The organism is Devosia algicola (assembly GCF_028816455.1).
GTDB classification, from domain to species: Bacteria; Pseudomonadota; Alphaproteobacteria; order Rhizobiales; family Devosiaceae; genus Devosia; species Devosia algicola.
The window spans coordinates 384,624-398,784 of the sequence record NZ_CP118246.1 but is presented as its reverse complement, the minus strand read 5'-3'; the positions used below and the strand labels follow the sequence as shown (position 1 = coordinate 398,784).

6 protein-coding genes, 5 pseudogenes and 1 riboswitch are annotated in these 14,161 nt (G+C 57.8%); of the genes and pseudogenes, 8 read left to right on the top strand and 3 right to left on the bottom strand.

Translation table 11 applies throughout. The features are described 5' to 3' along the window. The first annotated feature begins 56 nt into the window (after positions 1–56). A pseudogene (locus tag PSQ19_RS02065) lies at positions 57–933 on the top strand (carbohydrate ABC transporter permease). Beyond that, positions 930–1,752: pseudogene (locus tag PSQ19_RS02060) on the top strand (carbohydrate ABC transporter permease). The pseudogenes PSQ19_RS02065 and PSQ19_RS02060 overlap by 4 nt, the downstream one beginning before the upstream one ends. Here PSQ19_RS02060 and PSQ19_RS02055 read toward each other — a convergent pair. Together PSQ19_RS02055 and PSQ19_RS02050 are read right to left on the bottom strand one after the other, a co-directional pair. Then, the gene (locus PSQ19_RS02055; RefSeq protein WP_282219420.1) at positions 1,742–3,847 is read right to left on the bottom strand and encodes a CHASE2 domain-containing protein; all 2,106 of its coding nucleotides are present in this window, start codon (positions 3,845–3,847) and stop codon (positions 1,742–1,744) included. The pseudogene PSQ19_RS02060 and the gene PSQ19_RS02055 sit on opposite strands and share 11 nt — an antisense overlap. A 26-nt stretch (positions 3,848–3,873) precedes the next feature. Continuing rightward, a pseudogene (locus PSQ19_RS02050) lies at positions 3,874–4,840 on the bottom strand (helix-turn-helix domain-containing protein). A gap of 180 nt (positions 4,841–5,020) precedes the next feature. On the opposite strand from PSQ19_RS02050, the gene PSQ19_RS02045 reads away from it, so the two are divergent. From PSQ19_RS02045 to PSQ19_RS02030, 4 genes are all read left to right on the top strand, one after another. Continuing rightward, positions 5,021–7,030: an aldo/keto reductase gene (locus tag PSQ19_RS02045; RefSeq protein ID WP_282219419.1), complete on the top strand. Its 2,010-nt coding sequence runs from the start codon at positions 5,021–5,023 to the stop codon at positions 7,028–7,030. Between the two features lie 730 nt (positions 7,031–7,760). After that, positions 7,761–8,429, top strand: coding sequence for a L,D-transpeptidase (locus PSQ19_RS02040; protein WP_282219418.1), 669 nt, complete (start codon positions 7,761–7,763; stop codon positions 8,427–8,429). An 89-nt stretch (positions 8,430–8,518) separates the two neighbouring features. Beyond that, positions 8,519–8,667: riboswitch (FMN riboswitch) on the top strand. 113 nt (positions 8,668–8,780) lie between these two features. Further along, on the top strand, positions 8,781–9,674 hold the full coding sequence (locus tag PSQ19_RS02035) for a DMT family transporter (protein ID WP_282220775.1): 894 nt from the start codon (positions 8,781–8,783) through the stop codon (positions 9,672–9,674). A 102-nt stretch (positions 9,675–9,776) separates the two neighbouring features. Then, positions 9,777–9,995 carry a DUF3329 domain-containing protein gene (locus PSQ19_RS02030; RefSeq protein ID WP_282219417.1) on the top strand — a complete coding sequence of 73 codons (219 nt, stop codon included), beginning with the start codon at positions 9,777–9,779 and terminating at the stop codon, positions 9,993–9,995. 6 nt (positions 9,996–10,001) lie between these two features. Here the strand turns inward: PSQ19_RS02030 and PSQ19_RS02025 are convergent, their stop codons facing one another. Then, positions 10,002–10,937, bottom strand: a complete 936-nt coding sequence (locus PSQ19_RS02025; RefSeq protein WP_282219416.1) for an AEC family transporter — start codon at positions 10,935–10,937, stop codon at positions 10,002–10,004. A gap of 193 nt (positions 10,938–11,130) precedes the next feature. Between PSQ19_RS02025 and glpD the strand changes: the two are divergent. Then, a pseudogene (gene glpD / locus PSQ19_RS02020) lies at positions 11,131–12,679 on the top strand (glycerol-3-phosphate dehydrogenase). Continuing rightward, positions 12,654–14,142: pseudogene (glpK, locus tag PSQ19_RS02015) on the top strand (glycerol kinase GlpK). The pseudogenes glpD and glpK overlap by 26 nt, the downstream one beginning before the upstream one ends. Positions 14,143–14,161: the final 19 nt, after the last annotated feature.

The following is a 14,161-nucleotide window of genomic DNA, read 5'->3' as shown; positions in this document are numbered from 1 at the left end:
TTTGGGCGGGCGATCAGCAGATTGCCCGCTCGCAACGCTTGTTTACAGGACCGTCAATGATCGCCACGAAGAATTTGGACTGGAAATTGCTGAACACGCCGCTGGTGTTGTTTCTTTTGCTGTTTCTGGGCTTTCCGGTGATCGTGAACCTTTATTATTCGCTCTCCGAGGTCAGTTTTGAGACGTTGCGCGCGCCTGAACTGGAAGGCGTTGGCAATTATCTGATCGTTTTGACGGACGGCGCCTTTTGGCAGGCGAGTTGGTTCTCGCTCCGGTTCGGGATTGTCACGGCGGTCGCGGAATGCGCCATCGGACTGGGGTTGGCGATTTTTCTGGCGCCGCTGATTGAAAAGCATTCGGCCATGATGGCGCCACTGATGCTACCGCTAATGGTGGCACCGGCAATGGTGGGGCTGATGTATCGTCTGGTCCTGCACGAATTTGTCGGACCGGTACCGTTTTATCTCTATGAATGGTTTGGCAACAGTCCTTCGTTCCTCAATGCCACCAATGCCTTCTGGACATTGTCGGTGGTTGAAACATTGCAATGGACGCCGTTCGCCTTCTTGCTGTTTTACATGGCCTATGAGGCCATTCCCGACGAAGTGCGGCAGGCTGCAGCCATCGATGGTGCGGGGCCGCTGCAACTATTGTTCCTGATTGAGCCTGCCGTTGATGGCGCCGACGTTGATTATCGCGTTTTTTATCCGCTTCATCGATGGTTTCCGGGTGTTTGACAATGTTTACACGCTTACCGGGTCCGGGCCCGGTGGCTCTACAACGTCGCTGCCGATCTATATTTATGAAGCGTTTTTCAAACAGGGGGCGATTGGCAAGGCCGTTGCCGCATCGGTGGTGCTGTTTCTGGCATCCTTCGTCGTTCTGTTCGCCCTGAACTGGCTATCCAACCATCGCGCGGGACTAGCAAAATGATAACCGCTCTGCGTTGGATTGTGTTCGGTATCGCCGCCCTTGCATTGAATTTTCCGGTGATCGTGACGCTGATCACCTCGTTCAAAAGCGCCAAGGAGCCTGTCGACCAATCCGGGATTCTGGATCGCGCAACCGACATTGGATAATTATGCCAGTGTGTTGCAGGTCACCGACCGTCTCAATATTTTTGGCTATCTGGGCAATTCACTGGCGGCGGCCTTGATTGGCACAACACTGGCACTGGTGCTGGCGCTGCCTGCCGCATTTGCGATTGCGCGTGGTGGGATTGGGCGCCGTTTGCTGATGCCGGCCATTGTCAATTTGCGCGCCGTTCCGCTGATCATTTTCGCCATTCCGCTCTACATGATGTTTCAGTGGCTGGGGCTATTGGACACCCAGATCGGGCTAGGCTTGATCCTCACTATCGTCAATCTGCCGCTGGCGCTGGTCATCCTGGTGAACGCCATTTCGGACCTGCCGCTTGAGCTGGATGAGGCCGCTCGTATTGACGGGGCCAACACGTTCCAGATCCTGGCGCAGGTGATCGCGCCGGTGTGTCGTCCGGCGATTGTCACAAGTTTCATTTTCGGCTTCATAACCGCCTGGAACGAATTCCTGTTTGGCTTGATGCTGACCACCAGCAAGGCAGTGCCGATGACGGTTGGCGCGTCGTTCTTTTTCGCGGCGTCGGGCGGCGGCGTGCAGTGGGGGTTGGCCTCGGCAGTCATGATCGTGGGGGCCCTGCCGCCAATGTTGCTCGGCCTGATCATGTACAAGCAGATTTCGGGATCGATGACGGCCGGCGCGGTCAAGGGCTAGTGGCTTTATCCGGGCAGAAGTCGGCGGTTCGTTCGGCTATGCGGGCATAAAACGACATCAGTCCCGGTTCGACCTGTTTGGCGACGGCCCGACACTGGTCAAGCGCCATGGTTGAGGCGGTTTTGTCGCCCAGGGTCAGCAGCAATTGTTCATGGTGGCCGGTCAGCGACTTGAAATTGGCAGATGCGGCCAGCGATGCATCGCCGACCAGAATATAGACGGGTTCTCGGCTCGATATGCCTTTTAGGGCAAGCGATCCGGCGGGCAGATAGGCCAAGTCCGGTGCCAGATCACGGACGGCTTTGGTTACAAGAATGTCGTAGCCGACCGCCCGACAGGCACCTTCGATGCGGCTCGACAGATTGACGGTTTCGCCGATGCAGGAGTAATCGAACCGCGATTCCAGGCCCATATTGCCGATCAGCGCCGGACCAGTGGCGATACCGATACCGACCGCAACCGGTTCGCCACCGAGGCCAGGATGGTTGTGGCGATTGAGGGTGGTGAGGGCCACGCGCATGGCGAGGGCCGCGGTGCAGGCATGGCGAGGATGATCGGGAACTGCAATCGGGGCGTTCCAGAAGGCCATCACCGCATCGCCCATGAATTTGTCGATGGTGCCTAATTGTCCGGTGATTTCATCACCCATCGCGCCGAAGATCGTATTGAGCAGGCGGACTAGCGCGGCAGGTGGCAAGCGCTCGCTGATCCCGGTGAAATTGCGCACATCGGAAAACAGCACCGTCAGTTCGCGAATTTCGCCCCCGAGGCGGAGTTCGCCAGGGTTATTCTCGATCTGGGTCAGCAGGGTTGGCGCAACATAGTGGCCGAATGCATTGCGGATTTTTCGCCTGTCAGCATCGGTGCTGGCGAACTGAAAGAAGGCCATGGCTGCATAGACGGTCAGGGCGCCCAAAAAGGTAAAGCTGGGATCGATCAACAGGCCCCACTGGGAGAAGGCCAACCAGCAGGCGGTAACTGCCAACGCCGTGGCGACAAGCGAAAACACCAGACCGACAATAGGGCCCGACATTGTAGTCAGAACTGTAATTGCAAGGCCGGTCAGGGCGAACAGGGCCATTTCCAAACCGCCAACCCAGTCGGCGCGATTAAGAAATTTGCCGCTGAGCATTTGTTCTATTGCCTGTGCGTGGATTGAGACGCCCGAGACATCTGCACCCAGGGCACCAGCGCGCACGTCACCGAGCCCGGTGGCGGACGCCCCGACGAGCACAATATGCCCGCTGATTTCTGGTGCCAATGCATCAGAATCTTCGTCAAGAACGGCGGCCGCAGAAATGCTCATGGCAGGATCGAGACGGCGATAATAAAGCCAGAGGCTGCCATCGGCCGTGGTGGGAACTGTCAGATCGCCGATACGCAAGCCATCAATCGCGGCGGCGCCTGTGGTATCGCCCAGTACCACCAAGGTGGATACGCCCATGGCAATGCGCAATGCTTCAACCGAAAGCGCCGGGTAAACCTGGCCCTGACTTTGCCACAAAAGCGGCAAGCGTCGAACGACACCGCCGCCCGCACCTTGCGCCAGGCTGACGACGCCCATGCCATCGGTTGCATCGAGCAGTTGGGGCAGCGGCAGGGTCGCGCCAGTTATGGTGGGCAAGGCCGCCAAAGGAGCATCGCCAGTCAGTGCAATGCCTGATTTTGGTTGGGCAGGCAGTTTTTGACTACCGGCATTGTCGCCCAATCCAAGGATGGAGGGCGACTGGCCTAGCGCCTTGGCGAAGGCGGCATCACCGCCCTGCCCGCGATCGGCGCTATCACGCCGGTCCGGTTCGGCAAACAGGATATCGAAAGCAATCGCGGCGGCGCCCAGTTCGGTCAGGCGATCGGTCAGGTTTGCAAGAATTGTGCGCTTCCATGGCCATTGGCCGAGCGCCGCCATCGAGGCTTCGTCGATATCGACAATGCGGACAGGCAGGTCGAGCGGCGGGCGCGGCTGGATCTGTTGAAACAGATCAAAGGTCGCCTCACGCGCAACTCGGAGCGGATAAGGATCAGTGGCGCGCAAAATGGTCAAAAGCCCCACGAGGACGATGCCAAGCACGAATGCAGTTGATCGCCAATTTCCCATAGCGCTTCCGGCCACACCGGCTTTTCTCAGTGTGGCTGTGCGGCCTCCCCGGCTGGTCGAAAATCGGCTAAATCGGGACGAGTCCGACAGTCGCGGCGGAAATCGCTGGGTGACATGCCCGCCAGCTTGCGGAATGTCTTGTTAAAGGCGCTGAGCGAGCCAAAGCCGCTTTCCATGGCAACATGAAGCACATTGACGTCATCCTGCATCAACAGGGCCTGCGCGTAGCTCAGGCGTAGCAAATTGACATATTCATTGATGGTCATGCCCGTCGATTTCTTAAAGATACTCATGGCATATTTTGGGTGGATATCAACGGACGCAGCAATATCGACACTGTCGATATCGTTTCGGAAGTTGTCAGCGATATAGTCGCAGATGCTGGCGATATTGGCAAAGCCCTGGGGGTCGCCGCCCGTACTGGCGGATGCATCGTGTCCGTTGGCACCGACCATGGCGAACTGCTCGAAACGAACACGCTCGATGCGCAGCAATAGTTCGTTGATGGCGTGGTCGGCGCGGGCGGCATCGCCGTGGCGCATATAGCTTGACCAGCGATCAAAATTTGCTGCGTCTGAACCATCTTCGGAGGTGGTGACCAGCGTGGCGCCATGGATCAGCCGATCATGCAGGGTGGCGGGCAAACGCAGGCGAAAGAAGTGAATCAAGGGCAAGTGCGCAACGAAATAAAACGCATCGTCTGAGGTATCGACCATCTGATGGGGCAAACCGCCCCAGAACATGCAGAGACTCGTTTTGCCGGAGGGTAAATTTTTGCCCATTCATGACGTAGTCCACCCAGCCGCGGAACAGGAAATTGACTTCGACCTGTGCGTGCCAGTGGGGCACATGCATGATACCGGGCTGACCATGGGCGACCAGAAGCGCGTTTGGCGCGCGCCCGGTGGTGCTGAGGGAGCCTATCCCAGAAGCGTTTGGTGAGGTTCTTACTTTCCAACAAGTTATTGTTCCCAATGGGGAGGACGCGGGCAGGTTTGACGCTAATCTAGAAAGCGCTCCGGCCAAGAGCAAACGAAAAGGGAGAAATGGGTGCCTTGGCGCCCTGTCGGCATGGCGATGCCAGGCTTGCGGTAGTTACCCAAGCGGAGGCGCGAATGTCGAATTCGCTTGGCGGCAGGCCGGTTAATCGACAGGTTTCAAAGGAACACATATATGTCAGCATCACGCATTCGCTGGGGCATTATCGGGCCGGGAGGGATCGCCAAGGCGTTTCAGGGCGGTCTGGCAGGCTCCAAGAACGGCGAACTTGTGGCTATCGCCACGCGCGATCCGTCCAAGCCTGGACTGGCTGAAGATTTCCCCGGTGCGCGCATTGTGAAGGGCTATGACGCCTTGCTCAGTGATGATCAGGTCGATGCGATTTATGTCGCCCTGCCCCATCCAATGCATGCCGAATGGGCAATCAAGGCGGCCGAAGCGGGTAAGCACGTGCTGATCGAAAAGCCGATGGCACTGTCAGCTTTCGAGATCGACGCTGTACTGCATGCGCATCGCAAGGCCGGCACTTTTGCCGGTGAAGCCTTCATGTATCGGCTGCACCCGCAGACGCAGAAGCTGGCGGACCTGATTTCCTCGGGCACGATTGGTGACGTGCGGATGATCCAGTCGAGCTTTGGCTTTCAGATGCCGGGGTTCAAACCCGACCATCGCCTGTTTGCCAATGATCTGGCGGGTGGGGCCATTCTGGATGTCGGCGGTTATCCGGTTTCCATGTCGCGCTTTATCGCGGGTGTTGCCACAGGCAAACCGTTCCTTGACCCTATCAAGGTCGTGGGCACCGCCAAACTCAACGAGGAGGGCACCGACGATTGGGCCGCTGCCGTCCTGACCTTCGAGAACGGCATTGTCGCACAGGTATCGTGTGCCGTAATGGCCCAGCTCGACAATGTGTTGCGTATCCACGGCTCAAAGGGCCGCATCGAAGTGCCCGATTTCTGGTTCGCGGGCGGCAACCGCGACCAGGGGTTGGGCAAGATCGATGTCATCCTGCATGACGGCACGACCGACAGCATCAGTGTCAATGAAACCGGGCATGTCTATTCGTTTGAGGCCGATGCGGCGGCAGCGGCCATATTTGCCAAGCAGCAGGAATTTTCCGCGCCGGGCATGAGTTGGGCCGATAGTCTGGGCAATGCGCGCGTTCTGGACAAATGGCGCCGGGACGCAGGTATCGAGTTCAACATTGAAAAGGCCAGCATTCGCAAGCTGACACTATCGGGCCGCAAGCTCGGATCGAATGGTGCCACCATTCCCAAGCGCGATATAGCAGGGGTGACCAAGAAAGCTTCGGCGGTTGCCCTGGGTTTTGAGGCATTTGACAGCTTTTCGAGCGGCGCCATCCTGCTGGACGCGTTTTATGAGGCAGGCGGCAATCTGTTCGACACCGCCTTTGTTTATGCCAGTGGCTATACCGAAAAACTATTTGGTGAATGGCACACCAATCGCGGCACGCGCGAACAATCAGTGCTCATCGGCAAGGGTGCGCATTCGCCGCTTTGCTATCCGGATCAGATTGGCAAACAGCTGACCCAGTCGCTGGATCGGCTGCAGACCGACTATGTCGACGTTTATTTCATGCACCGGGACAATCTGGATGTGCCGGTGGGCGAATTTGTCGATGCCATGGATGCGGAGGTCAAGGCTGGCCGGATCAGAGGGCCATTTGGTGGCTCCAACTGGACGCGCGAGCGCATGGACGAAGCGATAGCCTATGCTGAGCGTACCGGCAAACAAAGGCCGGGCGCCCTTTCGAACAATTTTGCGCTGGCAGAAATGCAGGACGTAATCTGGGCGGGGTGCGTGACGTCGTCGGACGATCAATGGAAGGCATGGCTCAAGGAGCGCCAAATTCCCAATTTTTCATGGTCGAGCCAAGGGCGCGGCTTCTTCACCGACCGGGCGGGTCGCAACAAGATGGACAATGAGGAGTTGGTGCGCGTCTGGTATAATGAGAAGAATTTTGGCCGACGTGATCGCGCAATAGAGTTGGCCAACAAGCTCGGCAAAAGTCCGATCCACATTGCGCTGGCCTATGTGCTGGCGCAGCCATTCCCCGTTGTACCGTTGATTGGCCCCCGGACCGTGCAGGAACTGGATGACAGTATTCAGGCGCTCGATATCAAGCTGTCACCGACCGATATTGCCTGGCTCGAGAACGGTTAAGACTTCACATTGTCGCGATGCAATCGCCCCGATCCGACGTGATCGGGGCGGTGATATTTGGCACGGACGGTGTGGTCGGACGCCAAGACGCATCGACCGCGCCATCAGACATCGAGTTAACGTATTGATATTTAACATTATAGCTTGTTGCCGGTTACTCACTGTCCTTGGGCGTGCGGTCGTACGGAGCGGCAAATTGGCGGCGCGGGAACAAGTGAGGCATTTTGGGCACGCTCGGGGCGGATAGTACCGTACGGCCTCGCCAAGTAGCGTCGCAAAAACTACATGTAGCTCATGAGGTCGATATTTATTGCCATGGCGATGATTTGCGCACTCGCTTTTGCGTTGGGCGCCGGTGTGCCGACCGCATCGGCAATGCATGTGCAGACATCGATATCGCAGGGTAGCGAACTATGTCGGGTCGCCAGCGGACACGATAGCCACGCAGTGAGCCTTCAAACCGTGTAGCAAGAAGATCAACGGCCAGGCCGTGCCATGCCACCAAAGTTACGCGGTGGTGCCCGAAGTGCCGGAAGCCTGTTCGCCCCAGGCAAAATTTTTGTTCCACAGAGCCGCTGAAGCGCGACCACCTCATATGGTGGGGGAACCCAGGTTCAGACCGCCTAGACGGACGATCAGCGCTTAAGCGCGTGCCGCATTTGGCCGCGGCCAATTCCTCCCTTTCCAGATATGAAGACGGTGGCTGCATGGCTGCCCGGAAGTTAGTTCAATGACACAATCAGTTTTATCTCGACGCCACATGATGGTGGGCGCAACCAGCCTTGCAGCGCTTGCCCTGACGGGTTGCACCACCACCCAAAGCCGCCCAAAAATTGCGGAACGTCCCGCGATTGCCCCGCAATATCTGAGCATGTATGGGCCGGTTCTTGATGAAAAGTTCCCGATTCCGGCCGCCCGCATCGATCTGCTCGATCCGAAATACTATCGACAGATGGTTGCCGACCCCACCGGGGAGCGTCCTGGCACCGTCGTGGTCGATACACCCAACCGCTTTTTGTATTGGACGATGGGCGATGGTCAGGCCGTGCGCTATGGCGTGGGGATCGGACGGGAAGGTTTTGCGTGGGGTGGACGCGCCAAAATCGCCTATAAGCGCAAATGGCCGACCTGGACGCCACCGGCAGAAATGATCAAACGGCAACCGGAGCTGGAACAATACCGGCACGGAATGGAACCGGGGCTGGAAAATCCATTGGGCGCCCGCGCGCTTTACATTTTCGAGGACGGCAAGGACACGCTCTATCGCCTGCACGGCAATATGGACGTCCACTCCATCGGCAGGGCCATTTCGAGCGGCTGCGTGCGCCTGCTGTTTCAGGACGTGATCGATTTGTATCAGCGCGTGCCGGATGGTTCACCGATATTGGTGGTGCAGTAGGCAAGCCTCGACCGGACGGTTACATCGGTGTGACTCCTTGCGCGCGCCGGTGTGATCGCCTACCTACCGCTTGTGCAGGATTTTCTGCATTTCGTTCTCAGGGCGGGGTGAAACTCCCCACCGGCGGTAGTGAGGGAAACCTTTAGCCCGCGAGCGCCTTTTCCGCATGGAGAAGGGTCAGCAGATTTCGGTGAGATTCCGAAGCCGACGGTCATAGTCCGGATGAGAGAGAACGGGCATGGATTTGGCTTATGGATGTCCTCATTTCGTGTGGACAGCATTTGCTGGTTCGATCCCCGTAACCCTGAGGTATTTGGGCGTTACGCGAAAGGATCGAACATCGTGACCCACATTACCTCCCCCACCAATACGATACCGTCTGTCCCACTTCGCGGCGCCGCGTTCATGTTCGCGGCCGGACTGGCGTTTGCCGGCGTCAATGTCGCAACCCAATGGGCAGGAATGGTTGAGGGCCTATCCTCAACAGCCATTGCATTCTGGCAGTATTTTATCGCCTTTTTGTTCGCCCTGCCCCTGATCTGGCGCGAGGGACCCAAGGCACTGGCAACCAATCACCTTGGCCAACACATCCTGCGGGTGCTGCTGGCGGCCGGTGGGGTGCAGGTTTGGGTCTTTGCACTCACCCATGTCGCCATCTGGCAAGTTATCGCGCTGTCGATGACGTCGCCATTTTTCGTGATCGCTGGCGCTGGCCTGTTTCTGGGCGAGCGGATTACGCTGACGCGGCTTGGGACAACGCTGGTCGGTTTTACCGGCGCGCTGATCATTATTGCGCCATGGTCCGAGACGTTCTCGGTCTACTCGCTGTTGCCGGTCTTGGCGGCGGCCCTGTGGGCCGGAACCTCGCTATTGACCAAACGGCTGACACGGGACGAAGCACCGGCAAGCATTGCCATCTATCTGTTATTGCTGCTGACCCCGATCAACGCAGCGCTGTGGATTGGATCGGGATTTGACATGCCACCGATCAGCGCCTGGGCAGTGTTGGCGGTGACCGGCGTTTTGACTGCCATGGCACAATATTTCATGACGCGCGCCTATGCAGTTGCCGACGCTGCCTATTTGCAACCGTTCGATGATCTCAAGCTGCCGCTCAATGTCATATTGGGCTGGCTGGTGTTCGCCGCAGCGCCAAGTCTCAATTTCTGGCCCGGTGCTTTACTGATTGTAGGCGCTTCGCTGTTTCTGATGCGGCAGGAGGACACAAGAAAGTCCATGGCCTGATGCCCCTTGTCCGGGCCCTGCGGGGCCCGGATGATAAAAAGGGTTGGTGCATCGGGGCGTGGCCGTTACAAACGTAGTCATATCCAACGCAAGGACCACGTCTTGAAGGAAAACGATCTGATCTGGTTTCGTCCCCTGTGGCGGCGCGTTGCCATTACATCATTTGTCGCCATCTGGTGTGCCTGGGAATGGCTGGGTACCAAGGACCAGTTCTGGGGCACGCTAACCGCGTTTGCCTTGGCCTATTCGCTCTATACATTTTTTTACGCCTATCCCCGGGCAGGCAAAGACGATGACACGCCGCCGCCGCCCGAATCCTGAACTGGCTCAGGTGGAAAATATATAGAGCCAGAACGAGATGGTAATTGCCGACGAAATGGTGCCGATCAGCACCGCGTTGGCAGCGACACTGACGCCGCGATTGTAGTAGGTGGCAAAAATATAAGTGTTGATCCCGGCAGGCATTGCCGCCAGCACGATGCCATATCGGGCAATGGATATGTCTATATGCAGGATTGGCACCATCAATATATAGGCAATGGTGGGGTGTATCATTAGCTTGATAACCGAGACGACAAGCGCTTGAGCCCAACTTTCTGACAATCTGTATTCATTGAGCGCGCCGCCAATGCCGAACAGTGCAACGGGCACGACCGCCTGCGAAATAATCCGCAAAAAAGCGTCGACGGGCTCGATCAGCGTTACCCCGGCAAACACGCTGATGATGCCAGCAGCAATTCCCCAGATCAAAGGGTTTGTAGCGATGCGCCTGAGCGCGCCAAGAATTGCCGGGCCGAGCGGACTACCATCGCGCCGCGCCATTTCCATAGTCATCATCGCGGTTGTCATCAGCACAGCGCCGTGAATGCCAATGATGGACAGCACAATCGGGATCGCCGCGTCACCATAGGCGCGTTGCATGATCGGCAGCCCGACAAGTACAGTGTTGCTGAAGGTCGCGGTGAATCCAGCGGATACGGCCTCGCCGGGCGTGTTGCGGAACGTTTTCAACCCGACAAAAATAGCGATGAGAAAGCAGGCGAAGGCACCCAAATAAAACGGCCCGATTATGCCGAGATTAAATGCGGCGCGGAAATCGCCGGTCAGGATGGAGCGGAATAACAAGCAGGGGGTGGCGAAATTGTTGACGAAGGCGATGAGTGCCTTGATGCCCTCCTGGGGATAGAATTTGAGACGCACCGCGCCATAGCCAAGCGCCATCAGCGCAAAGATCGGAGCAATTACATTGAGGATGGCAAACATGGCCGAAGTCCGGGGCCGCAGGAGAGATATGGCAGTTAAACTGCCCGAGTTCGGCCAGCAATGACACCACAATCACCGGTCGAGCATGCAATAATGTGGTCGATGGTGACGCGAAAGTTTATTGTTCTCACTCGAAACCAATTCGACTATAAACGAATGCAATACGCGCAGGGCAGGTAAGGAACCGAAATTCATGGTCGAAGCGGCAATGGTTGATGTTTTCGTCATCGGCGGGGGAATCAATGGCACCAGCGTTGCCCGCGATGCGATTGGACGCGGGTTTTCGGTGATGCTGGCGGAGATGAATGATCTGGCCTCGGGCACCTCGTCGGCGGCAACAAAACTGGTTCATGGCGGCCTGCGCTATCTTGAACATTACGAGTTTCGGCTGGTGCATGAGGCGCTGGCGGAACGTGAAGTGTTGTGGGCGGCAGCGCCACACATCATCTGGCCCTTACGGTTCGTGCTGCCGCATCACCGGGGACTACGGCCCGCCATGGTGCTGCGGGCCGGATTGGCGATGTATGATTATATGGGGGGCCGCAAACTGCTGCCGCCAACCAAATCGCTGGATTTGCGCACGCATGAAACCGGAAAGGCACTGAAGCCCGGCTATCGGCTCGGATTTGAGTATTCCGATTGCTGGGTGGATGATGCGCGCTTCGTGGTTTTGAATGCGCGCGACGCGGCCGACAAGGGTGCGACGATCAATACGCGGACCAAGGTGATTTCCGCGCGTCGGCTGGACGGCGTCTGGCAGGTGGAGACTGAAACCGAAGACGGCACACGCGACGAAGTTCGGGCGCGATTGTTGGTCAATGCGGCGGGCCCCTGGGTCGATGAGGTCATCGGTGGGGCGCTCGGCAAGCGCGGCGCGCACAATGTGCGGCTGGTCAAGGGTAGCCACATCGTGGTCAAGAAACAATTTGAGCATGATCGCTGCTACATTTTTCAAAACAGCGACGGCCGCATAATATTCGCCATTCCCTATGAGCATGATTTTACGCTGATCGGGACGACCGACGAGGATTTCCACGGCGATCCGCGAGATGTCAGGATCAGCGAACAGGAAACCAACTATCTTTGTGCGGCGGCCAGTGAATATTTCCTGAATCCGATAGGCCGGGACCAGATTGTCTGGAGCCTATTCAGGTGTTCGCCCGCTATTCAACGATGGCGCCAGCGCCGCGCAGGAGGCGACGCGCGACTATGTGCTCAAGACCGACGGCACGGCCGAAGAAGGCGCAGTGATCAATGTGTTTGGCGGCAAGTTGACAACGTCACGGCGGTTGGCGGAATCCGTGCTTGAGCGCGTTGAACAGGTTTTGGGCGAACGACAACCAGCCTGGACAAAGCAGGCAAAATTGCCAGGTGGCGACTTCGAACCATTGGCTTTCGAGGCCGAAACGCGGCGCCTGCACAAGGACTACAGTGAATTGCCGACCGCCCTCACGACCCGGTTGACGCGGCTATATGGCACGCTGGCGCGGGATCTGCTGGGTGATGCGCGTCAGATTGGGGACCTTGGCGAACATTTCGGCGCTGATCTTTATGCATGCGAGGTGGACTATCTGGTTGCCCATGAATGGGCACACACCGCGACCGACATTTTGTGGCGGCGAACCAAGCTGGGGTTACGTGTCCAGCCTGAAGACGTTATCAAGCTGGAAAAATATCTGACGACAAAGACCGCATTGGACGGCAGCGGGGGACAGTATGAGCGGCTACATTCTCGCGATTGACCAGGGCACGACATCGAGCCGGGCGATCATTTTCGATGCAGCACGACAAATAGTTGGGTTGGGACAGCAGGAGTTTCGCCAGATTTTTCCGCACGATGGCTGGGTGGAGCATGACCCGGAAGAAATCTGGCAGAGCGTCGTCGCAACTATTCAAGACGCGTTGCGCAAGGCTGGTATCGAGTCGCAGGAAATCGCGGCGATTGGCATTACCAACCAGCGCGAAACCACGTTGATCTGGGACCGGGAGACCGGCGAGCCAATTCACAATGCCATAGTCTGGCAGGACCGACGTACCAGCGCCTATTGCGCGTCCCTACGCGTGACGGGCAAGGAGAAACTCTTTACCGACAAGACGGGCCTGCTGCTCGATCCCTATTTTTCAGGCACCAAAATCAAGTGGCTGCTGGACAATGTGGAGGGCGCTCGGGAACGTGCCGAAAAAGGCGCGTTGGCGTTTGGCACCATTGACAGTTTTCTCATCTGGCGGCTAACCGGCGGCACCGTGCATGCGACCGACGCGACCAATGCCTGTCGCACCTTGATCTACAATATCGAGGACAATGACTGGGACGAGGAATTGCTGGGCGTGCTGGATATTCCGGCCAGCCTGCTACCCGAAATCAAGGATTGCGCCGATGATTTCGGCGTCGCCGACAGCGCGCTGTTCGGGGCGGCAATACCGATATGCGGGGTGGCCGGTGACCAGCATGCGGCCACCATTGGCCAGGCCTGCTTTGAGCCGGGCATGTTGAAATCCACCTATGGCACGGGGTGCTTTGCACTCCTTAATACTGGCAGCGATCTGGTGCGATCCCAAAACCGGCTGCTGACCACCATCGCCTATCGTCTCGATGGCAAAACGAGCCTATGCGCTTGAAGGCTCGATATTTATCGCCGGAGCGGCTGTGCAGTGGCTGCGTGATGGGCTGGGACTGGTCAAATCGGCCAGTGAAACCGGACCCTTGGCGCGCTCAGCCGATCCCAGCCAGAATGTCTATATGGTCCCAGCTTTCGTGGGCCTTGGGGCGCCCTGGTGGGATTCCGAGGCACGTGGGGCCATTTATGGGCTGACCCGCAATTCCGGCCCGGCCGAGATCGCCAAGGCGGTGCTTGAGGCGGTTTGCTACCAAACGCGCGACCTGCTGAGCGCCATGCGCAAGGATTGGGCAAGTCACGGCGATACAGTGTTGCGGGTGGATGGCGGCATGGTCGCTTCCAACTGGACCATGCAATTTCTGGCAGACATATTGAATGCGCCGGTTGATCGCCCGACCATTCTGGAAACCACCGCTGTTGGTGCGGCGTGGCTCGCCGGGTCCAAGGTCGGGGTGTGGCCGGGCCAGGCCGAGTTTGCGGCGAGTTGGGAGCGCGATACGCGGTTCGAACCGCAGATGGACGAGGCTAATCGTATCGACAAGCTGGCTGGATGGGATCTGGCGGTTCGACGGACGTTGCTCACCTGAGCGGACGCGATCTGGCGCG